The organism is Marinobacter orientalis (genome assembly GCF_004792665.1).
Taxonomy (GTDB): domain Bacteria; phylum Pseudomonadota; class Gammaproteobacteria; order Pseudomonadales; family Oleiphilaceae; genus Marinobacter; species Marinobacter orientalis.
The window spans coordinates 1-21,842 of sequence record NZ_SRZX01000010.1; the positions used below are offsets into that span (position 1 = coordinate 1).

Annotated in this window: 16 protein-coding genes, 3 tRNA genes and 1 other RNA gene; 6 read left to right on the forward strand and 14 right to left on the reverse strand. The window is 57.0% G+C overall.

Annotation, left to right across the window (positions count from 1 at the left end):
• Positions 1-173 precede the first annotated feature (173 nt).
• The 4 genes from DIT72_RS17315 to dbpA all read right to left on the reverse strand — a co-directional run bounded on the left by DIT72_RS17315 (position 174) and on the right by dbpA (position 5,196).
• A complete protein-coding gene (locus DIT72_RS17315) occupies positions 174-1,496 on the reverse strand; it encodes a sodium ion-translocating decarboxylase subunit beta (protein WP_135956494.1) in 1,323 nt (440 codons plus the stop codon).
• Between the two features lie 13 nt (positions 1,497-1,509).
• Complete coding sequence (gene oadA / locus DIT72_RS17320; RefSeq protein ID WP_135956495.1) at positions 1,510-3,309, reverse strand: sodium-extruding oxaloacetate decarboxylase subunit alpha; 1,800 nt, start codon at positions 3,307-3,309, stop codon at positions 1,510-1,512.
• 42 nt (positions 3,310-3,351) lie between these two features.
• Entirely contained in the window at positions 3,352-3,609 is a 258-nt protein-coding gene (locus DIT72_RS17325) for an OadG family protein (RefSeq protein ID WP_135956496.1), read from the reverse strand.
• A gap of 213 nt (positions 3,610-3,822) precedes the next feature.
• Entirely contained in the window at positions 3,823-5,196 is a 1,374-nt protein-coding gene (gene dbpA, locus DIT72_RS17330) for an ATP-dependent RNA helicase DbpA (RefSeq protein WP_135956497.1), read from the reverse strand.
• A gap of 104 nt (positions 5,197-5,300) precedes the next feature.
• Here dbpA and DIT72_RS17335 point away from each other — a divergent pair, with 104 nt between their 5' ends.
• Together DIT72_RS17335 and DIT72_RS17340 are read left to right on the forward strand one after the other, a co-directional pair.
• Positions 5,301-5,837: a DUF2058 domain-containing protein gene (locus DIT72_RS17335; RefSeq protein ID WP_135956498.1), complete on the forward strand. Its 537-nt coding sequence runs from the start codon at positions 5,301-5,303 to the stop codon at positions 5,835-5,837.
• A 247-nt stretch (positions 5,838-6,084) separates the two neighbouring features.
• Positions 6,085-7,941: a HAMP domain-containing methyl-accepting chemotaxis protein gene (locus DIT72_RS17340; RefSeq protein WP_135956499.1), complete on the forward strand. Its 1,857-nt coding sequence runs from the start codon at positions 6,085-6,087 to the stop codon at positions 7,939-7,941.
• Positions 7,942-7,982: 41 nt separating this feature from the next.
• Here the strand turns inward: DIT72_RS17340 and DIT72_RS17345 are convergent, their stop codons facing one another.
• The 8 genes from DIT72_RS17345 to alaS form a co-directional block, all read right to left on the reverse strand.
• Positions 7,983-8,492, reverse strand: coding sequence for a BCAM0308 family protein (locus tag DIT72_RS17345; protein WP_135956500.1), 510 nt, complete (start codon positions 8,490-8,492; stop codon positions 7,983-7,985).
• Positions 8,493-8,688: 196 nt separating this feature from the next.
• Positions 8,689-8,828, reverse strand: a non-coding RNA gene (locus DIT72_RS17350) — RtT sRNA.
• A 49-nt stretch (positions 8,829-8,877) separates the two neighbouring features.
• Positions 8,878-8,954 (reverse strand) — tRNA-Arg (locus DIT72_RS17355).
• Positions 8,955-9,028: 74 nt separating this feature from the next.
• Positions 9,029-9,105: transfer RNA gene (locus DIT72_RS17360), tRNA-Arg, on the reverse strand.
• 67 nt (positions 9,106-9,172) lie between these two features.
• Positions 9,173-9,262 (reverse strand) — tRNA-Ser (locus DIT72_RS17365).
• A 126-nt stretch (positions 9,263-9,388) separates the two neighbouring features.
• Complete coding sequence (csrA, locus tag DIT72_RS17370; protein ID WP_135956501.1) at positions 9,389-9,586, reverse strand: carbon storage regulator CsrA; 198 nt, start codon at positions 9,584-9,586, stop codon at positions 9,389-9,391.
• Between the two features lie 186 nt (positions 9,587-9,772).
• A complete protein-coding gene (locus DIT72_RS17375; RefSeq protein ID WP_135956502.1) occupies positions 9,773-11,008 on the reverse strand; it encodes an aspartate kinase in 1,236 nt (411 codons plus the stop codon).
• A gap of 102 nt (positions 11,009-11,110) precedes the next feature.
• Positions 11,111-13,741 carry an alanine--tRNA ligase gene (gene alaS / locus DIT72_RS17380; protein ID WP_135956503.1) on the reverse strand — a complete coding sequence of 877 codons (2,631 nt, stop codon included), beginning with the start codon at positions 13,739-13,741 and terminating at the stop codon, positions 11,111-11,113.
• A gap of 130 nt (positions 13,742-13,871) precedes the next feature.
• Between alaS and DIT72_RS17385 the strand changes: the two genes are divergently transcribed.
• Entirely contained in the window at positions 13,872-14,408 is a 537-nt protein-coding gene (locus DIT72_RS17385; protein WP_135956504.1) for an RDD family protein, read from the forward strand.
• On the opposite strand, the gene lptG is transcribed toward DIT72_RS17385, so the two are convergent.
• Both lptG and lptF read right to left on the reverse strand, forming a co-directional pair.
• Entirely contained in the window at positions 14,409-15,470 is a 1,062-nt protein-coding gene (gene lptG / locus DIT72_RS17390; protein WP_135956505.1) for an LPS export ABC transporter permease LptG, read from the reverse strand. It lies immediately after the preceding gene.
• Entirely contained in the window at positions 15,463-16,566 is a 1,104-nt protein-coding gene (gene lptF / locus DIT72_RS17395; RefSeq protein WP_135956506.1) for an LPS export ABC transporter permease LptF, read from the reverse strand. Before lptF ends, lptG begins: the two co-directional genes overlap by 8 nt.
• Before the next feature lie 206 nt (positions 16,567-16,772).
• Here lptF and DIT72_RS17400 point away from each other — a divergent pair, with 206 nt between their 5' ends.
• From DIT72_RS17400 to DIT72_RS17410, 3 genes are all read left to right on the forward strand, one after another.
• Positions 16,773-18,266, forward strand: coding sequence for a leucyl aminopeptidase (locus DIT72_RS17400; RefSeq protein ID WP_135956507.1), 1,494 nt, complete (start codon positions 16,773-16,775; stop codon positions 18,264-18,266).
• Positions 18,253-18,726, forward strand: a complete 474-nt coding sequence (locus DIT72_RS17405; protein WP_135956508.1) for a DNA polymerase III subunit chi — start codon at positions 18,253-18,255, stop codon at positions 18,724-18,726. The genes DIT72_RS17400 and DIT72_RS17405 overlap by 14 nt, the downstream gene beginning before the upstream one ends.
• Positions 18,727-18,989: 263 nt before the next feature.
• Entirely contained in the window at positions 18,990-21,842 is a 2,853-nt protein-coding gene (locus DIT72_RS17410; protein ID WP_135956509.1) for a valine--tRNA ligase, read from the forward strand.

Below are 21,842 nucleotides of genomic sequence, written 5' to 3' on the forward strand. Positions count from 1 at the left end.
CGGTTTACGTTCCACGCTTCCTCCCCACGGTCGGTCGCCCTTCCGCAGTTGCGCTTCACTTCATTCGCTGTGGCCAGCTTATGGGAGGACTTGCACCTCCAGGAGTGCGCCCGTGCCGGGCGCACAAAAGAAAACCCCGCTTTTGCGGGGTTTTCGATACTACGGGGAAACAATCAGCCCAACAGCTTGATCATCACACCGGCCGCAACCGCAGAGCCGATAACACCTGCCACGTTCGGGCCCATGGCGTGCATCAGCAGGAAGTTATGCGGATTGGCTTCAAGACCAACCTTGTTGGACACCCGTGCCGCCATCGGCACCGCGGATACACCTGCAGAGCCGATCAGCGGATTGATGGGCTCCTTTACGAAGGCGTTCATCAGTTTTGCCATCAGAACACCACAGGCCGTACCCACACCGAAGGCCACAATGCCCAGGCCAAGGATGCCCAGGGTCTGGGCGTCAAGGAAGCTGTCAGCCATCAGCTTGGAGCCAACCGACAGGCCCAGGAAGATGGTTACGATGTTGATCAGCGAATTCTGGGCGGTGTCGCTCAAACGCTCGACCACACCACACTCGCGCATCAGATTACCGAAGCAGAACATACCCAGCAGCGGAGCCGCATCCGGCAGGAACAGCGCAACCGCAACCAGCACAACGATCGGAAAGACAATTTTCTCTTTCTTCGTCACCGGACGCAGTTGAGTCATTTTGATGGCCCGCTCTTTCTGCGACGTCAGCGCCTTCATGATCGGGGGCTGAATCATCGGCACCAGCGCCATGTAGGCGTAGGCTGACACTGCGATTGCACCAATCAGGTGCGGCGCCAGTACGCTGGACACATAGATAGAAGTGGGGCCGTCTGCACCACCGATAATACCAATGGCGGCCGCTTCCAGGATGGTAAACTCAAGGATACCCAGCCAGTCCAGCAGTGCGGCGCCCAATACGGTACCAAAGATACCAAACTGGGCCGCCGCGCCGAGCAGCAGTGTCTTCGGGTTTGCCAGCAGCGGGCCGAAGTCCGTCATCGCGCCCACACCCATGAAAATCAGCAGTGGCCCGATGGTGCTGCCGATAACAACGGTGTAGAAATTGTAAAGCATTCCGTTGTTATAGCCATTATCCTGGGCAACCGCGTTGGCCACGCTTATGGAAGCGTAACTTGCATCCTTATAGGCAGCCTTGAAAGCCTCCTTGACCTCCGGCGTTACCGCCTGTCCGGCCTGATAGGAGACGTCCAGAACACTCGCCAGCGCAGCCATAGCCTGGGGCCTGGCAAAGTGAATAGCATTTTCCGCCGCAGACAGGGCAAGCCCCGCCTCCGGAATGTTCGCCAGAATGCCACCGAAACCAATCGGCACCAGCAGCAAGGGCTCGAACTTCTTGCGAACCGCAAGGTACAAAAGCCCGAGGCCGATGAGGATCATCACCACCTGTCCGGGCTCTATATTGAACAGGCCACTGCCTGTCCACAACGTCATTAATTTATCCATGGAATGCTGGCCCTTATGCGATTGTCAGCATTTCATCATCAACGGAAACGGCATCACCGACCTTGATGAAAACTTCGCCGATGGTACCGGCCTTGGGTGCGCGCACCTCGGTTTCCATTTTCATGGCTTCGAGGATAATCATCACATCGCCTTCTTCAACGACGTCACCGGGAGAAACCAGCACCTTGAAGATGTTGCCACCCAGAGGTGCCGGAACCGGCTCGCCACCGCCCGCAGGAGCTGGCGCAGGCGAGGAAGCGGCAGGTGCCGATGCACCGGAACCGTCCTTGCCTTCGATCTGGCTGATCTCACCACCCTCGTTGACGGCAACCACATACTTCTTGCCGTTAACTTCCACGGTATAGGTTTCCGGAGCGCCCTTCTTGGCCGGCGCCGATGCCGCAGCTGCGTCATCTTTGGTTGGTACCGGCTCGAACGCGTCCGGATTGCCACGGTTCTCGAGAAACTTGAGACCAATCTGCGGGAACAGCGCGTATGTGAGGACGTCGTCCACTTCCTGATCGGCCAGCTTGATGTCTTTCTCTTTTGCGATCTCCCTGAGCTCGTCGGTCAGCTTGTCCATTTCCGGCTCAATCAGATCCGCAGGCCGACAGGTAACTGGCTCTTTCCCTTCCAGAACACGCTCCTGCAATTCCTTGTTCATTGGTGCCGGTGCAGCACCGTACTCGCCTTTGAGAATGGCAGAGGTTTCCTTGGAGATGGACTTGTAACGCTCACCGGTCAGCACGTTCAGTACTGCCTGGGTGCCTACAATTTGCGAGGTCGGTGTTACCAGCGGGATATAACCCAGATCTTCACGCACCTTGGGGATTTCGGCCAGTACTTCGTCGAACTTGTCACTGGCGTTCTGCTCTCTCAGCTGGTTTTCCATATTGGTCAGCATGCCACCCGGAACCTGGGCAATCAGGATACGGGAATCGGTACCTCTGAGACTGCCTTCGAACCTGCCATACTTCTTGCGGACTTCACGGAAATAACTGGCGATCTCTTCAAGCAGGTTGAGATCGAGACCGGTGTCACGCTCGGTGCCTTCCAGAATCGCAACCACGGCTTCGGTCGGCGAGTGGCCGTAGGTCATGCTCATTGAGGAGATGGCGGTATCCACGTTATCGATACCGGCCTCAGCCGCCTTGATGGCGGTTGCGGTAGACATGCCGGTTGTTGCATGGCATTGCATGTGGATCGGGATGTCCAGCTCTTTCTTCAGACGGCTAACCAGATCGAAAGCAACATAGGGCTTGAGAATACCCGCCATATCCTTGATGGCAATGGAATCGGCACCCATGGAGGCAACTTCTTTGGCCAGGTCAACCCACATCTCGATGGTGTGGACCGGGCTGGTAGTGTAGGCAATGGTGCCCTGGGCATGCTTGCCTGTTTTGCGCACGGCCTTGATGGCGGTTTCCAGGTTACGCGGATCGTTCATCGCGTCAAAGATCCGGAACACGTCAACACCGTTTTCAGCGGCACGATCAACAAAACGCTCTACCACATCATCCGCATAGTGCCGGTAGCCCAGCAGATTCTGGCCCCGCAGAAGCATTTGCTGCGGCGTGTTGGGCATGGCCTTTTTGAGTTCCCGAATGCGCTCCCATGGATCCTCACCCAGATAGCGAATGCAGGAGTCAAAGGTAGCACCACCCCATGATTCCAGAGACCAGAAGCCTACTTTGTCCAGCTTCTCCGCTATGGCCAGCATATCATCAAGCCGCATGCGGGTAGCCAGCAGGGACTGGTGGGCGTCACGGAGAATAACGTCCGTAATCCCCAGAGGTTTCTTTGTGTCAGTCATCGTGTCAGCCTTCTGTTTAAAGGTTCTAATCTGTCTGCCAGGTCACTTCTTGTGGCGTGACCGGTATTGTGCAATCGCTTTTTTAATCGCTTCAGCGGTGTCAGGATCAACTGGCGAAGGCGCTGAGGGCTTTGCACGTGAATTACGGGCCGGAACAGCAGGTTCTGGTTCAGCCGGGCCGAACCTGAGGACCAGTTTTGACATGAGCAGGGTTGCAAACACCAGTATGACCAGGAATGCGAATACAAACCCCATGCCTGCGACCATCAGATCAATGGCTTGTGACATCAGCTCATTCATAACGAATAGCTACCTGTATTGAGTTATTGATTTTCCCGATTTGCCGGGCATTCAGCGGATCACACCCACAACGCGGACAATCCGGAGGACAAAATCCCGCGTAATTTACCGTTTTCCGACCCACTGAGCAACCTAATTGCAGGTTTCAATAGGTGGTTTCCGAGCGCTCCGGTCCCTATTGAAGGGACGCGGGCAGGTAAAATCGATTCTCATTCATGCATAACGCACGCGCATTTTCCGACCTTTTATGCGGCCTTGCTCAAGCCTTTTCAGGGCCGTGGCCGCTGAAGCTTTCTCAACGGCAACAAAACACTGGAAATCGAAGAGATCAATCTTGCCGACCACCGTGCCGGGAAGTCCGGCTTCACCGGTAAGCGCCCCCAGGACATCGCCGGGCCTGACCTTGTCTTTGCGGCCCCCGGCAATGCACAGGGTTTTCATTGCCGGATCAATCGGCTTCAAAGGCGTGGCCAGCAGGTCTGCAGTATTGCCCCACTCCACCGCCTGCCTGCGTTCCGCCTCCAGCCGGTTGATCTTGTGGGCCTGGGACGGCGTGCAGAAGGTCACTGCCAGGCCCTGTTCACCTGCCCGCCCGGTGCGTCCGACACGATGGGTATGCACTTCCGGATCCCTTGCCGGCTCCACATTCACCACTAACGGCAGGGATTTGATATCCAGGCCCCTCGCTGCAACATCAGTCGCCACAAGCACGGAACAGCTCTGGTTGCCAAAGCGAACCAGAACGCTGTCGCGATCCCGCTGCTCCAGATCGCCATGCAGAGGCAAAGCCGCAAACCCCAGGCCATTCAGTTCGCTGGCTACTTCGTCGCACTGCTGCTTCCTGGTACAGAAAGCAAGACAGGAAGCGGGCTGGTGCAATGACAGCAATGCCGCCAGAGCCTGAACCTGCTGCCCCGGTGCAATCTCATAGAATCGCTCACTGATGTCCGATTCAACAGCCTGGCTATCGATTCTCACATCCACCGGGTTGTGCTGGTACTGCTCACTGAGTTTGCGGATATTGTCCGGCCAGGTGGCAGAAAACATCAAAGTCTGCCTTTTTGTCGGCGCCTGGCTGATAATATCTTCCACCGCCTCCTGAAATCCCATATCCAGCATGCGGTCGGCCTCATCCAGAACCAGAGTCTCAAGCTGGTCCAGCTTTAACGTCGCCTTGCGCAAATGGTCCTGAATCCGCCCCGGCGTTCCCACCACAATGTGGGCGCCGTGGCTGAGCGAGCCGATCTGCGGGCCAATGGAAACACCGCCGCACAACGACAGGATTTTCACGTTATCCCGGGCCACGGCCAGTTCTCGCAGGGATTTGGCCACCTGGTCCGCCAGCTCCCGCGTCGGACAGAGCACCAGCGCCTGAACCACAAACCTGCGCGGATGCAGCTTTTCCACCAGCGGGATACCGAAGGCAGCTGTCTTGCCACTGCCGGTCTGGGCCATGGCGATCAGGTCCTTGCCCTCAAGCGCATGAGGCAAGGCACCGATCTGGATGGGTGTCGGATTTTCAAAGCCAAGCCTCGACAGGTTCTCGAGCATTGGCCGGGAAAGACCCAGCTGGCTGAATGACGGCATAAAAATTCCTGGAGATAGCGATAAGGGGTGGGTTCGACCGGGAGCGTTCCGGGCGTATACTGGGACCAGTTTACCAGAAATAGCAAACCGCCACGGAGCATTGCATGCCATCACTACAGGATCAGCTGTTAAAGACCGGCCTGGCCGATGAGAAAAAGGCCAAGGCCATTCGCAATGAAAAACATAAAAAGCGCAAGCAGCAGCCCAAAGGTGCTGTTGAAGTCAACGAGGCCGAGATCAACGCCCGCCAGGCAAGGGAAGAAAAGGCGGAGCGGGACCGGCAACTGAACCTCCGGCGCCAGAAAGAAGCGGAGAAAAAGGCCGTGCTGGCCCAGATCCGTCAACTGGTGGAGACCAACCGTCTTGACCGGTCCCGGGGGGAAACTTCCTACCAGTTTGTCCATGACAAGAAGATCAAGAAGGTCCTTGTGGACGACGCCATGGTGGACCAGCTCTCACGTGGTCGGCTGGCTATCGTCTATGTCAACGACAGTTACGAGATCGTGGCTGAAGGCGTTGCCAGAAAGATTATGGAGCGCGATGAGAATGCCGTGGTTGTCCTTCATGACCGCAAAAAAGACGATGCCGGAGAAGATGATCCCTATGCCGGTTATGAGATTCCTGATGATCTGATGTGGTAGACAAACGGCCTGCTTCCGATAGGGTTCAGGCCTGGAGGTCAATCATTCCGTATCACGTTAAAAACATCCGGCAATCAACTGTAACTGTAAAGTTCTGGAATACGCAGCCGTAAACCGACTTAATATAAGTCAGATAAAATCCACCTTTACTCTTCGGGGCGTACCGGGAAAGCCGCCCGGCTTTCGGGCCGACTCCGTAGGTCCAAAGGCAGGGTCGGCAAATCCCACATCCGAGGAAAAACCATCAATGCGCGTTCCAGAGCTTTTCACCAACATGACCATACGCGCCAGACTGGCGGGTGGGTTTTCCATCCTGCTGTTACTGACCATTGTGGTGGGCGTCGTTGGTGACCGGGCCCTGGACAGATATAGCCAGAGGTCAAACATCGTTGCCATGCTTGGCCAGGTAAGTACCGGCCTTACCGAAGCGCGCGTGGAAGAAAAGAACTTCCTTCTGACAGGCGAAGCCAACGCTGTTGCAAAGACCCGCGCCCAAGGAGATCGCGTTCTCGAATTAACCAACGACATCCGACCCTTGCTGGCCAATAACGAGGATATCGACACTCTGGGCAGCATCCAGGCTGACGTAAAACAGTATCAGCGACTGATGGGGAAAGTGGAGGAGAACATCAGTGACCGGGAAGAGGCTGCCAACCGCCTTGAAACCAGCGCCCGGATCCTGGGATCTTCCCTCAAGGCCCATAGCTCGCTGTTTTTTGCCTCGGCAATGTTCGAGGATATGCGCCGGTCCGAGCGAAAGTTTCTTATCGAGAACGACGAGGCCAGCGTAAAGGCATTCCTTGACGACGCCAAAAGGATCCAGGCCCCGTTGAAATCCGCCAGTATTACCGCCGACGAAAAGGCCCGGATCAACGAGGCTCTCGACACCTACGTCGAAAATTTCCAGGCCGTTGTTACGCTGACCGGCTCGGAACAGCGCTTATCCGACGAAATGGTCAGCACCGCCAAGAGTGCCATCACCTCCGCAGACCGACTCCGGACACGCCAGTCCGATAAAATGGCGACCGATGGTGAGCAGGCCTCCGCCCTCATCTTCGGTACCACAGGTATTGCTGTGGTGCTTGGCTTACTGATGGCTTATCTGATTACCCGCGCCATTGTCTCCCCGATCAGGCAGGCCGTTGACGCTGCTTCAGAAGTCGCATCCGGCAACCTGACTGTTGATATAAAAGCTACCGGGACCAATGAAATCGGTCGCCTGATGGCCGCACTCGCAACCATGGTGACGAACCTGCGGGAACTGGTCAGAAGCATAGACTCCGGCGCTTCCAATATCGCGACTTCAGCCGAGGAGCTTTCCACCGTAACCCATCAGACCAGCGATGGCATTAATCGTCAAAAACAGGAAACGGATCAGGTTGCGACTGCCATGAATGAGATGACCGCGACCGTCGCGGAAATTGCAAAAAACGCAGAGCAGGCCCTGGAAGTGGCAACGGATGCTGCCAACCAGGCAACCGATGGTGAGCGTGAGGTAAGAGAAACCGTAGATCAGGTCAACAGGCTCGCCAGAGAAGTCAGCCAGAGCATGGAAACAATTGAGGGCCTGCAAAAGGAAACAGCAAACATCGGTACGGTCCTGGATGTTATCAAATCCGTTGCCGATCAAACCAACCTGCTGGCATTAAATGCAGCCATTGAGGCCGCGCGTGCCGGTGAGCAAGGGCGGGGGTTCGCGGTGGTTGCTGATGAGGTTCGCTCCCTGGCTCAGCGCACCCAGACATCTGCCCAGGAAATCGAAACGCTGGTAACCACCCTCCAGAACAGCGCGGGCAATTCAGTTTCCGCAATGGGCTCCAGTACCACCATGGCTTCCAATACACTGGAGCGGGCAACAGCAACGGGTAAAACCATAGAGCGTATCGCCAGAGCTGTTGAAGACAGCAAGCAGTACAACAATCAGATTGCCACCGCAGCAGAACAACAGACATCGGTCGCAGAAGAAATCAGCCAGAATATTACCCGCATCCGGGACGTGACTGACCAGTCCGCGGCCTCTTCCAATCAGACGGCCACCTCAAGCAACGAACTGGCAAGGCTTGGCAGCGAGCTCCAGGACCTCGTTTCCCGCTTCAGGTTGTAACGGCGCCGGCCCCTAAACCGCAACAGGGGCCGGGCTGGCCTTCACTCGTCCCGGTTCCAGTAGACCCGGACCAGACCCGCTTCCTTGACGTACTGGATGTCCAACTCGCCATCGTAGGCGCTCTCAATGGCTTCGCCGGTTCCCCGGGGCAGGTGCCGGTCGGTGAATTTGACGATCAATCCTCCTTCCGGGCCATCCTCGACACCCATCATCCGCTTCATGGGATGCTGAGCCTTTTCTTCCTCGACCTTATTCTCAATAAGGTTCATGATTTCCTTCCTGTGCGCCAAAAGAAAACCGCCGGAGAGTGTCAGGACACCAGCAGGAATATCATCCCGGATTCGCTCACAGGCGGGGCACATCACATCATTGGCCTCACCAACCTGCTCTTCGGGCCATTGCCAGCGTCCTTTGTGAAAAACAGCCCCACACTCCGGGCATGCGGCCGGCTCTTTGGGCTTGCTCCCGGTCATATACGGGTCATGATTTTCTTCCTTGATGAGCCTGTCACCACGACCGCGTTCAGCTACATCACCATCTTTACCGCTCATATTTTTGCTCCCTTTCCGGTTTTACAGGCCATCCGTTCTCCGTGCGGCTGGTGCCGCCTGGCCAAATAAATTGCTTTCACCCTGAAGGATAGGATGGAGGACGAGAGTTATGCAAATGGCGATCATCGGGGAATTGACGGAGAGCAAAACGCCTCAGTCTGTGGGGTTCACAAACTGAGGCGCATTGGTCTTGAATTGGCGCGGCTGGGAGGATTATTCGGGCCTGCGGCCCTCACCCTTCGGGCCGCCGTCGCTATGCTCCGGCGTTCCTCAGCACACTTCGTGCGCTTCGGTCGAACCTCTTTCGGTTCAAATCCTCCCAGCTATACATAGCAAAACGCCTCAACCTGTGAGATGCACAAGCTGAGGCGTTCTGATCTTGATATGGCGCGGCTGGGAGGATTCGAACCTCCGACCGCCTGGTTCGTAGCCAGGTACTCTATCCAGCTGAGCTACAGCCGCTTGAAACTGTGAATCCCGTCTGACTTGCGAGCAAGCCTCTGATTCCGGGTGCACGAGAGTGCATGCTTAATAAGTGGCGCGGCTGGGAGGATTCGAACCTCCGACCGCCTGGTTCGTAGCCAGGTACTCTATCCAGCTGAGCTACAGCCGCGCATCCAAAAACTCTTACTTCAGCTCTGATCCGTTCTCTTTTGTCTCCGAATACCTCCGGAAAGAAATGGCGGAGAGGGAGGGATTCGAACCCTCGGTACGATTGCTCGTACGGCTCCTTAGCAGGGAGCTGGTTTCAGCCACTCACCCACCTCTCCTTGAGAACGGGGCGTATACTACCATAATTTTTCTGATTTCATAGGGTTGACACAAGTTTTTTCAGACCACGCCATCCCTGGTACAAAAAAACCGTCCGGGTTCCCCTCGAACGGCTTTCTTCACCCTCAGCTATTGCCAGGTTCCGGCTCTTCAGAGTCTTTCTCGCTCTGAATACGCTGATAGATTTCTTCACGGTGCACCGCCACTTCCTTCGGGGCATTTACACCGATTCTTACCTGATTACCCTTTACCCCAAGCACGGTTACGGTGATGTCATCACCGACCATCAGGGTTTCGCCAACACGACGGGTCAAAATCAACATGTTCCTTACTCCCTTATCCAGAGCTACCTGTTCCGACAAATGTATACTACTTACTTTTATAGTGGGATCACTTATCAATCAAAAGACGCGTAGTGGCTTATACGCACACATGGAGACAGAAGCCTGCAAATGATTCCCTTTTTTACGGAAAGCCGAGGCGAACAATGCTACACGCCCGCCAAAATATCAGGCCTCCTCCACTCCTGGCTTATCGAGTTCGAACGCACTATGAAGTGCGCGAACCGCCAGCTCAAGATATTTTTCATCAATCACCACAGAAATTTTTATCTCTGAGGTGGATATCATCAGAATGTTGATACCCTCGTTGGACAGTGCTGCAAACATTTTGGTTGCAACACCGGCGTGGGAACGCATGCCCACACCCACAATACTTACCTTGGCAATCTTGCTGTCACCACTGACTTCACGCGCACCGAGTTCATCCGATACTTTCTGGAGAACAGCCTGGGCGCGCTTGAAGTCGTTGCGGTGCACAGTAAAGGTGAAATCCGTGCGATTGTCCGCACCCACGTTCTGAACAATCATGTCTACTTCGATGTTGGCATCACTGACCGGCTGCAGAATACGCAAGGCACTGCCGGGTGTATCGGGTACACCAGCGATCGTCAGCTTGGCTTCATCACGGTTAAAGGCTATTCCGGAAACGACCGGTTGTTCCATGGCGTTTTCATCCTCGAGAGTAATCAGGGTGCCTTCGCCTTCCTGGAAGCTGGAAAGAACCCTTAAAGGAACATTATATTTACCTGCGAATTCCACCGCGCGAATCTGAAGTACCTTCGAGCCCAGACTGGCCATCTCGATCATTTCTTCAAAGGTGATCCGCTCAAGCCTGCGGGCACTGTCGACCACCCGTGGGTCAGTGGTATAGACCCCATCCACATCAGTGTAGATCTGGCATTCATCGGCCTTCAACGCGGCGGCGAGGGCAACAGCTGTGGTATCCGATCCGCCCCGGCCCAGGGTGGTGATGCTGCCATTCTCATCAATGCCCTGAAAGCCTGCAACCACAACCACCCGGCCGGCATCCAGGTCTTCCCTCATGCGCTGCTCGTCAATCTGCCTGATGCGCGCCTTGGTGTGGCTGCTGTCAGTCAGGATCCGCACCTGGGAACCGGTATAGGAACGCGCATCGCAGCCACGCTTCTGCAGGGCCATGGAAAGCAGCGCGATGGTTACCTGCTCACCGGTGGAGACCAGCACGTCCATTTCCCGCGGCGTGGGCTCTTCCATAATCTCATGGGCAAGGCCAATCAGACGGTTGGTCTCGCCACTCATGGCTGACACCACAACTACCACGTCATGGCCTTCCCTGCGAAAGCGACTGACTTTCTCAGCAACCGCTTCAATCCGTCCGGTGGTGCCTACGGATGTACCACCAAATTTCTGAACCAAGAGCGCCATTATTTTCCCGATACCAAACGTGGACAAACGACAGGACGAAGCCCGCCTCAGACGACAAAACGGGCGGAATTATAAACGCCTGCCCGCTGCCGAAACAGTCACCTATGCAATATTTTTCTCGACCCAGGCTGGAACGCCGGCGAGTGCATCCGCCAGCTTCGAAGGATCATTACCTCCACCCTGGGCCATATCCGGACGACCACCGCCCTTACCATCGACCTGGGCCGCCAGGTGCTTCATCAGGTCACCAGCCTTGATCCTGCCGGTGGCAGACTTGGTCACACCCGCCACCAGTGTCACTTTGCCGTCTTCAACGCTGGCCAGCACCACAACGCCCTCGCCCAGCTTGTTTTTGAGCTGATCAGCGGTTTCCATCAGCGCCTTGCGATCTGCACCCTGCATTTCCGAAGCAACCACTTTCAACCCGCCAACCTCCACGGCAGAACCAGCCAGGTCGGTTCCGGCGGAGCTCGCCAGTTTTGCCTGCAGAGCACTGAGCTCTTTTTCGAGCTGCCGGTTACGATCCAGGGTTTGCTGAATTTTCTCCACCAGCGACTCACGGGAACCTTTCACCAGCTTTATCGCCTCACGCAGTGTCTGCTCGGTTTGCTCGACCCACTCCAGGGCACCAAAACCGGTCACCGCCTCAATGCGGCGAACGCCGGAGGAAATACCGCTTTCCGAGGTGATGCGGAACAGGCCGATATCACCGGTCCGTGCCACATGAGTACCACCACAGAGCTCCACAGAATAATCGTCCGAACCCATGCTCAGCACTCTGACGGTATCACCGTACTTTTCGCCGAACAGCGCCATGGCACCCTTCGCCCGGGCCTGCTCCATATCGGTGATCTCGGTCTGTACCGGTGTGTTATCCAGGATCTGCTGATTGACCTGGTGCTCGATCTCCCGCAACTGTTCCGGTGTAACCGGCTCAAAATGGGAGAAGTCGAATCGCAGCTTGTCCGGATCCACCAGCGAGCCTTTCTGGGTAACATGCTCGCCCAACACCTTGCGGAGCGCGGCATGCATCAGATGCGTTGCCGAGTGGTTTTTCCTGGTCCGCTCGCGGCGATCGTGATCAATGCGGGCATCCACTTCCAGTCCCGGGAACAGCTCGCCTTCCATCACCGTGCCGATGTGAAGGTGATTGCTGCCTTCCTTGCGGGTATCGGTGACCATGAAGCGGCCGCCGCTCCATGTCAGCAGGCCGGTATCTCCCACCTGGCCACCGGATTCCGCATAAAATGGCGTGCGCTCCAGCACCACCACCGCTTCGTCACCCGCCTGCGCGTTTTTCTCGTTGCCATCGACAATGACGGTGCGAATGGTTTCGTGGCCGTCTATATGCTCGTACCCGGTAAACTCCGTGGAACCTTCAATGTCCAGGCCGGCGGCGTTGTAATCCATACCAAACTTGCTGGCGGCACGGGCACGCTCGCGCTGAAGCTCCATCGCTTTGTCATAGCCTTCATAATCCAGGGCCAGGCCCCGCTCACGGGCAATGTCATTGGTCAGATCAACCGGGAAACCGTAGGTGTCATACAGGGTAAAGATGGTCTCACCCGGAATCTCCGAACCTTTGAGCTCGGCAATATCCTGCTCCAGCAGGCGCAACCCCTTGTCCAGGGTCTTGGCGAACTGTTCCTCTTCCTGCAGCAGCACCCTTTCGATCTGTTTGCGACTGCTGACCAGTTGCGGATAGGCATCACCCATCAGCTCAACCAGGGCACCGGTCAGCTTGTAGAAAAATGCCTGGGTTGCGCCCAGCTTGTTGCCATGGCGCGCGGCCCGGCGAATAATCCGGCGCAGCACGAAGCCACGACCTTCGTTGGATGGCATCACCCCGTCGGCAATCAGGAAGGCGCAGGAGCGAATGTGGTCTGCCACGACTCTCAAAGAAGCTTCCGTAGTGTCCACACCACCCAGAATGTCAGAAGCTGCATTGAGCAGATCCTGCATCAGGTCGATTTCATAATTGCTGTGAACGCCCTGCATTACGGCGGTAATGCGCTCAAGCCCCATGCCTGTATCGACCGACGGCTTGGGCAGAGGCAGCATGTCACCGTTCGCCTGGCGGTTATACTGCATGAACACCACATTCCAGATTTCTATGTAACGGTCACCGTCCTCTTCCGGGCTGCCCGGGGGCCCACCTTCAACGTCAGGGCCGTGGTCATAAAAAATCTCGGTACAGGGGCCGCAGGGGCCGGTATCGCCCATCTGCCAGAAGTTGTCAGAGGCATAGGGCGCGCCCTTGTTGTCGCCAATGCGCACAATCCGGTCTGCAGGAACGCCGATTTCCTGGTTCCAGATATCAAAAGCTTCGTCATCAGCGGCATAAACGGTCACCCACAGTTTTTCTTTCGGCAGGTTCAGCCAGTCACCGCCAGTCAGGAAGGTCCAGGCAAAGTTGATGGCTTCGCGCTTGAAGTAGTCACCGAAGCTGAAGTTGCCCAGCATCTCGAAAAAGGTGTGATGGCGCGCGGTGTAGCCCACGTTTTCCAGGTCGTTGTGCTTGCCGCCCGCCCGAACGCATTTCTGCGACGTCGTTGCACGGGTATAGTCGCGTTCTTCCCGGCCCAGAAACACGTCCTTGAACTGGTTCATTCCCGCGTTCGTGAACAGCAGGGTCGGGTCATCAGCTGGCACCAACGAGCTGCTTGGCACGATGGTATGGCCCTGCTGGTGAAAGTAGTCGAGAAATGCCTGTCGCAACTCTGCGGTTTTCATAGCCCTTTGATACCCTTCTATAAACCCGTTTGGGTCCATGTTTAAAGACACATACTTACATGCGTTTGCAAATCCGCTACTCTAGCACACGCCGAGAACAGGAAAAACGTGAAACATCACAGGAGACGCCATGCCGCGCCGCTTTCATTCCTCTGAGGAATTGTTACCCCCCGCTCCTTTCATCAAGCGGCTCATGGCCGTGATTTATGATGCACTGATCAGTGTTGCGGTGCTGCTGGTGACCACCTGGGCGTACACACTCGTAGCAGGCTGGATTACCGGCTGGGACAGGTATGAGGAAATGGCGGAAGCCGGCACCCTGGAGGCAGATCCGATACTCACGTTTGTGCTGTTCCTGACTTTATACCTGTTCTTCGGCTATTTCTGGACCAGAACCGGTCAGACGCTGGGGATGCAGGTATGGCGTATTCGGATTGAAAACCTGGATGGCACATCCGTGTCCTGGACGCAGGCACTGAAACGCTATGTGGCCGCCGCCGCGATTCTGTTCGTTGCCCTGCTGGGCGCCTATTACCTGAATGCCGCTACCCTGTTTGTAACCATTCCGGCGATTATCGCGCTGTTCTACCCTATCAACGGGCTTTCGCTGACGGACCGTGCCTCCGGCAGCATCGTTGCCTCGGTGCCCAAAGAGTCCGTGAAATAACTAGCCGGCCCTTCTCATCAGTACGGTACCAACCACGGCACTGATGGCTATTGGCAACAGGATCGCAACCACCGGATTGAAGCCAAACACAACGCTCATCGGCCCCAGCAGGTCCTGCATGTACTTGAAAAGCAGCCCTACGATCAGGCCGGTAAACACCCGAAATCCCATGGTCACAGACCTGAGCGGCCCGAAAACAAAGGAGATCGCCACCAGCACCATAACCGCAGTGCCCAGCGGCATCAGAACTTTCTTCCAGAATGCCAGCCAGTAATTGGCGGCGTTCAACCCCTGCTCACCCAGGTAGCTGGCGTAGGTATAAAGGCCCGAGATGGACAGGTCCTCCGGCTTTACAATCAGAACACTGAGCACATCGGGGGACAGGCCTGTCTTCCAGCGCAGCGCCCGGTATTTTTTCTGCGTGTTCCCATCCTCACTCAGATTGGTTGTGGTGACATTTTTCAGCAACCAGTCGTCGCCCTGATAGATGGCTCTTTCAGCAAAGGTCACGGACACCAGCCAGCGCTCATCATCAAAACGGAACAGCGATATGCCGTGCAGCACCCCATTGGGCTGAACGGCATTCAGGTGCATGAACACCTCACCTTCCCGGTGCCAGATGCCCGAGGCAGATGCGACGTTTTCTCCCGCGCCCTGGGCAATTGCTTTCCGGCTCTGGGCCATGCGCTCTGCCGGAGGCGCAACGTATTCACCAATCAACACGCCGATCAACACCACCACCAGCGCCGGCTTCATGGCAGACCAGACAATACGCTTAAGGGATACCCCGGCAGCACGAATAACCGTCAGTTCGGAAGAGCTTGCCATGGCGCCGAGCCCGACCAGGCATCCCATGAAAGCGCCGAGAGGCAGATAGTCGTAGATGCGGCGAGGCAAAGTCATCAGCACATAGAACAAAGCCTGCAGCATCTGATAATCGTTTCTGGCGTCATCCAGCTCGGCGATGAATGCAAAAATCAGGTCCAGGGACAGCACCACCAGCATCACCAGGAAAATGGCGCCACCTACCGTATTCATCACATAACGGTCGATCTTACGCACGGGCACGACCCTCCCGAGTCAGTCGCCGCCGGTTCAGCCAGGCGGGACCGAACAGCAGCCATAGCCCGAGCAGCAGAAAGATAGCGTGAACCCAGAGCAGGCCGATCCATTCCGGAACCTTCCCGCTTTCAAGAGCATCCCGGGCCACGATGAGAAGACCGAGGTAGGTGATATAGACCAGCATCGCCGGAAGCAGATGAAAGAAGCGCCCCTGGCGCGGATTCACACGGCTGAGCCGAACCGCCAGCAAAGTGACAATCGGCACGATCAGCGGCAGGGTAAAGCGCCAGTGCAGCATGGCGCGGTGTCCCGGGTCATCCGACGCCATCAAATCCCAGGTACTCAGCCCCTCTTCCAGCTCCTTTTGCCGGGCATCACCGCCGCGGATTTTCAGCCCATAGGCATCGAAGCCGGTCACATCGTAATCGAGATTACCGGGGATACCCTCGAAGCGGGCTCCCTCCTCGAGCACCAGGAACCGGCTGCCGGTGTCTTCATCAATCAGCTGGGAGCCTTCCCTGGCGGTAATAATCGACAGGCCCTTGCCATTGCGGTTGTACTCGGCAATGAAAACGCCCTCAAGGCGGCGCTTGTCGTCACTCAATCCTTCCGTGTAGGTAACACGCTCACCTGATGACAGCGACTGGAAGCGTCCCGGTGCCAGCATTTCAAATTCCGTCGCCTGACGTTGCTCATTGAAAATGGCCTCCACCTGCTTCATGCCCCACGGGGACACATACAGGCTCATGGCCCCCACGGTCAGAATCACCGGGATGCTGCCGATCAGGGTCTTGCCCAGCAGCTGCTTTTCGCTGACGCCGCAGGCAAACAGCACCGTCATTTCGCTTTCCAGGTACATCCGCCCGTAAGCCAGCAGAATGCCGATGAAAAAACCCAATGGAAGGATCAGTTCCAGGAAACCGGGGAAACGGTAGGCCATGATCTGGAACAGCACATCTCCGGCCAGTTCGCCGGCGGCGGCATCCGCCAGATACTTGATAAACCGGCCGCTCATGAACACCATCAGCAAAATGCCGGAAACGGCAAGCATGCTGACAATCACCTGACGGGTAAGGTATCGGAAAACGATGCTCAATTCGGTCTCTCAGAGCCGGATGCGACCGGAGTCGGTGGAAATCTGGATTCGCCGTATTCTAAGTAACCTTGGCACCGAATGACAGACCACAGGGTTAACAAGCTGTCAGCGCTTGATAATTTTGCCCCAAACCCCAATGCTATAGGCATTCGGACAGCAAACCCGTGCGGGACTGTCCTCCATCCGAATAACCAACGGGAGTTGCCATGAATTTTACCCTGAGCAGTAAGCCCATTCCCGACACCAAAGCGGATTGCCTTGTTGTCGCCCTGCCGGAGAAAGGCGACTGGCCTGCCTCCACCACACAGGCAAACGAAGCCCTGGGCGGACTGATCAAGGCCCTGCATAAAAACGGGGATGCTACCGGTAAAAACGCAACCACCCTGCTAGTGCCTCTGGACGGACAACCCTGGTCACGCCTGTTGGTGGTCGGCACCGGTGCAGACAAGGACCGCACCCCCGCAAACTATCGCAAGGCCCTTGTTGCCATGGCGAACCAGATCAAGGATGGCCCCTCCAAACACGTCCTGATTGGCCTGGGCGACACGCTGGTGACCGGCGATGACGCCACCAGCTCCGAAGCTGCACGTCTGAACCTCCTTGGGCGCACTCTGGAAGAACAGTTCTACCGATTCAGCGAGTTCAAGAGCGAGAAGCCCTCAGACCGCAAACTGGCAAAAGTCACCGTTGCCGCCTCCGGCACGGGCGAGTCGTTAAAAGACGCGTTTAACCTGGGCCTGGCCACCGGTCGCGGCATGAACTTTACTCGTGACCTCGGCAATACACCGCCGAACGTCTGCCATCCTACCTGGCTCGCCGAACACGCCGAACAGCTGGCGAAAGCCAACGACGTCATCAAGACCGAAGTGCTCGATGAGAAACAGATGAAGAAGCTGGGCATGCACAGCCTGCTTTCCGTGTCTGCCGGCAGCGCCCAGCCCGCCAAGCTGATTGTTATGGAATACCGTGGCGGCAAGGAGAAGGACAAGCCTTACGTGCTTGTGGGTAAAGGCATCACCTTCGATACCGGCGGCATCAGCCTCAAGCCCGGCGAAGGCATGGATGAAATGAAGTATGACATGGGTGGTGCTGCCGCTGTGTTCGGTGCCATGAAAACCATTGCCGAAACCAGGCCGAAAATCAACGTGGTTGCCGTTATCGCCGCTGCCGAAAACATGCCCAGTGGCACTGCGACCCGCCCGGGCGATATCGTCACCTCCATGTCCGGCCAGACCATCGAAATCCTCAACACCGATGCCGAAGGCCGCCTGGTGCTGTGCGATGCGCTCACCTACGTCAAGAAATTCGACCCGGAAGTGGTTGTCGACATGGCCACCCTCACCGGCGCCTGCATCATCGCCCTGGGCAGTCACGCCACCGGCCTGCTGAGCAACAACGACGACCTGGCCAACGACCTGCTGGCAGCCGGTGAACGCGCCGGCGATCGCGCCTGGCGCCTGCCCCTGTGGGACGAATACCAGAGCCAGCTCGACAGCAACTTCGCCGACATGCAGAACATCGGCGGCCGCCCGGCCGGCACCATCACCGCAGCGTGTTTCCTGTCGCGCTTCGCCAAGGACTATCGCTGGGCACACCTGGATATCGCCGGCACCGCCTGGAATTCCGGCAAGGCGAAAGGCTCCACCGGTCGCCCGGTACCCTTGCTGGTCGATTACCTGATGTCCCATGCCGGAAAGTAACCCCGGCGTCCGGAATGAAAGGAACCAGTCCTACTGGTTCCACATCCTCACCCAGAACACCCCTGCTGCCCGCAATCTTCACACCGCCAAACTGGTGTTCAAGGCCCGACAGCAGGGAGATCGCGTGGGCATCGTCTGCGACACCATGCAGCACGCCCGGGAACTGGACGACCTGCTCTGGAACTTCAGCCCGGACGCCTTTATCCCCCATAGCATCGTCCCCGACTCCGCCACTACCTGTACCGATCCCGTCGGGATATTGCTTTGCCCGCCGGTGGCAGAGGACTGGGATACCGTGATCATCCTCTCGGACACGTTGCCGGCAGAAGCGGACCGGTTTAAACGGTTGGCGCTGGTGGCTCATAATGATGAGGCGGTGCTGGGGCAGGCGCGGTCGCATTTCAAGCAGTTGCGGGCGTTGGGGATTGAGCCTCGGGTGCATGATCAGAGGAAGCGGTGAGATTTTGAGCCTTTTGTAGGACTTCTCGTTTGGCGGAGGAGCGCGGTGGTGGTATTTATTTCCCTTGGGAAAAGAACTCGCTGCGCTCAGACACCTTTTCCTGGCGGGAAATAAATACCACCACCCCACTCTTGCAGGCCAGGCGGGTATCTCTCAAAGGGCGCAAGGTCTGTCTCTGGTTCGCCGCGAACCGACGGACCATGTATAATCGACGGTCTCAAATTTCCCTTGTGAATCAACCAAACGGTCACCAGCAGAAACCCATGGAAAAAACCTACCAGCCAGAAAAAATCGAACGCCAGTGGTACGAAAACTGGGAATCCAGAGGGTACTTCCGCCCCTCCGGCGAAGGCGAATCATTCAGCATCGCCATCCCCCCGCCCAACGTCACCGGCAGCCTGCACATGGGCCATGCGTTCCAGCACACCATCATGGACACGCTCACCCGTTTCAAACGCATGCAGGGCCGCAATACCCTCTGGCAGGTAGGCAGCGACCACGCCGGTATCGCCACGCAAATGGTGGTTGAACGCAAACTGGCGGCCGAAGAAGGCAAGACCCGCTACGACCTGGGCCGGGAAGAATTCATCAAACGCATCTGGGACTGGAAAGAGCACTCCGGTGGCACCATCACCGACCAGATGCGCCGCCTGGGTAACTCCGTGGACTGGGACCACGAACGCTTTACCATGGATGACGGCTTCTACAGGGCGGTACAGGAAGTCTTTATCCGTCTCTATGACGAAGGCCTGGTCTATCGTGGCAAGCGTCTGGTCAACTGGGACCCGAAACTGCATACCGCCATCTCCGATCTGGAAGTGGAGAACAAGGAAGAAAAGGGTTTTTTCTGGCATCTGCGCTACCCTCTGGCCGACGGCGAAAAGACCCGGGACGGCAAGGATCACCTGGTGGTCGCCACCACCCGCCCGGAAACCATGCTGGGTGATACCGCCGTGGCGGTACACCCGGAGGATGAACGTTATCAGCACCTTATCGGCAAGTTTGTGGATCTGCCTCTGGTAGGTCGCCGGATTCCCATCGTTGCCGATACCCACGCCGACCCGGAAAAAGGCAGCGGCTGCGTAAAAATCACTCCTGCCCATGACTTCAACGACTATGCCGTGGGTAAGCGCAACAACCTGGTAATGATCAACGTGCTGACCCAGGATGCCTGCATCCGCGATGTCGCCGAAGTGGTCAACCCCGATGGCAGCGAGAACACAGAGGTGGACGGCAGCCTGCCTGTCGCCTACAGCGGACTGGCCCGTGAGGACGCCCGCAAACAGATCGTGGCGGACATGGACGCAGAAGGCCTGGTTGAGGAAGTGGAAGACCACGTATTGAACGTGCCCCGCGGTGACCGTTCCGGCCTGATTATCGAGCCCATGCTGACGGATCAGTGGTTTGCCGATGCCAAGACCCTGGCAAAGCCTGCCATTGAAGCCGTGGAAGACGGACGTATCCGGTTTGTACCGAAACAGTACGAGAACATGTACTTTTCCTGGATGCGCGATATCCAGGACTGGTGTATTTCCCGCCAACTGTGGTGGGGTCACCGTATTCCCGCCTGGTACGACGCCGCAGGCAACATCTATGTCGGCCGCAGCGAAGATGAAGTTCGCCACAAGCACAACCTGGCCGCTGACGTGGCGCTGAGCCAGGACGAGGATGTACTGGACACCTGGTTCAGCTCTGCCCTGTGGACCTTCGGTACCCTGGGATGGCCGGAAATTACCGAGCGCCTGAAAACCTTTCACCCCACCGATGTGCTGGTCACCGGCTTCGACATCATCTTCTTCTGGGTTGCCCGGATGATCATGATGACCATGCACTTCATGAAGAACGAGGACGGCACCCCACAGGTACCGTTCGAGACCGTCTACGTGACCGGCCTGATCCGGGACGAGCACGGCGACAAGATGTCCAAGTCCAAGGGCAATGTGATCGACCCGCTGGACATGATCGACGGCATCGGGCTGGATGAGTTGCTGGAAAAGCGCACCGGCAACCTGATGCAGCCCAGGCTGGCTGAAAAAATAGCCAGACGCACAAAGAAAGAATTCCCGGAAGGCATCACCGCCCACGGCACCGACGCCCTTCGCTTCACCCTGGCAGCCATGGCCACCACCGGCCGTGACATCAACTGGGACATGAAGCGCCTGGAAGGTTACCGGAACTTCTGCAACAAGCTGTGGAATGCCGCCCGTTACGTGCTGATGAACACCGAAGGCGAGGATTGCGGCGTAAACGGCGAGCCGGTGGCGCTGTCACTGGCGGACCGCTGGATCATCAGCGAGCTGCAGGCCTGTGAACAGGACGTGATCCGTTACCTGGACCAGTATCGCTTCGACCTGGCGGCCTATGCCCTGTACGAGTTCATCTGGAACGAATACTGCGACTGGTATCTGGAGCTTTCAAAGCCGGTGCTGAACGACGACAATGCCAGCGTTGAGGCGAAGCGTGGCACCCGCCGTACGCTGGTTCGTGTTCTCGAGGCAGTTCTGCGCCTGGCGCACCCGATCATGCCCTTCATTACCGAGGAAATCTGGCAGCGTATCGCGCCGCTGGCCGGCAAGAGCGGTGACAGCATCATGCTGCAGCCCTTCCCCAGTCCGGATGAAACCAAGCAGGATACGGCTGTCGCCGCCGATATCGAGTGGCTGAAAGGCGTGATTGTCGCGGTACGCAATATCCGTGGCGAGATGAACATTTCCCCCGCCAGGTCCATTCCGGTGTTACTCCGCGGAAAAGACCCGGAAGACAAACGCCGACTGGACCAAAACCGGCAATTTCTGGCATCACTGGCCAAGCTGGAAAGTGTGGAATGGTTCACTGGGGGCGAAGCTCCCATGTCTGCCACCCAACTGGTCGGCGAGATGGAAGTACTGGTCCCCATGGCCGGCCTGATCGACAAGGACGCGGAACTCAAACGCCTGGACAAGGAGCTTGAACGGCTGCAGAAAGAAGTGGATCGACTGGCAGGCAAGCTCGGCAATGAAAAATTCACCGCCAAAGCTCCGGCCGAAGTAGTGGAAAAAGAAAAGGACAAGCTCCGTGATGCTCGCGGCAGCATGAACCGGCTGATTGAACAGCGGGCTGCCATCGAGGCCATGTAA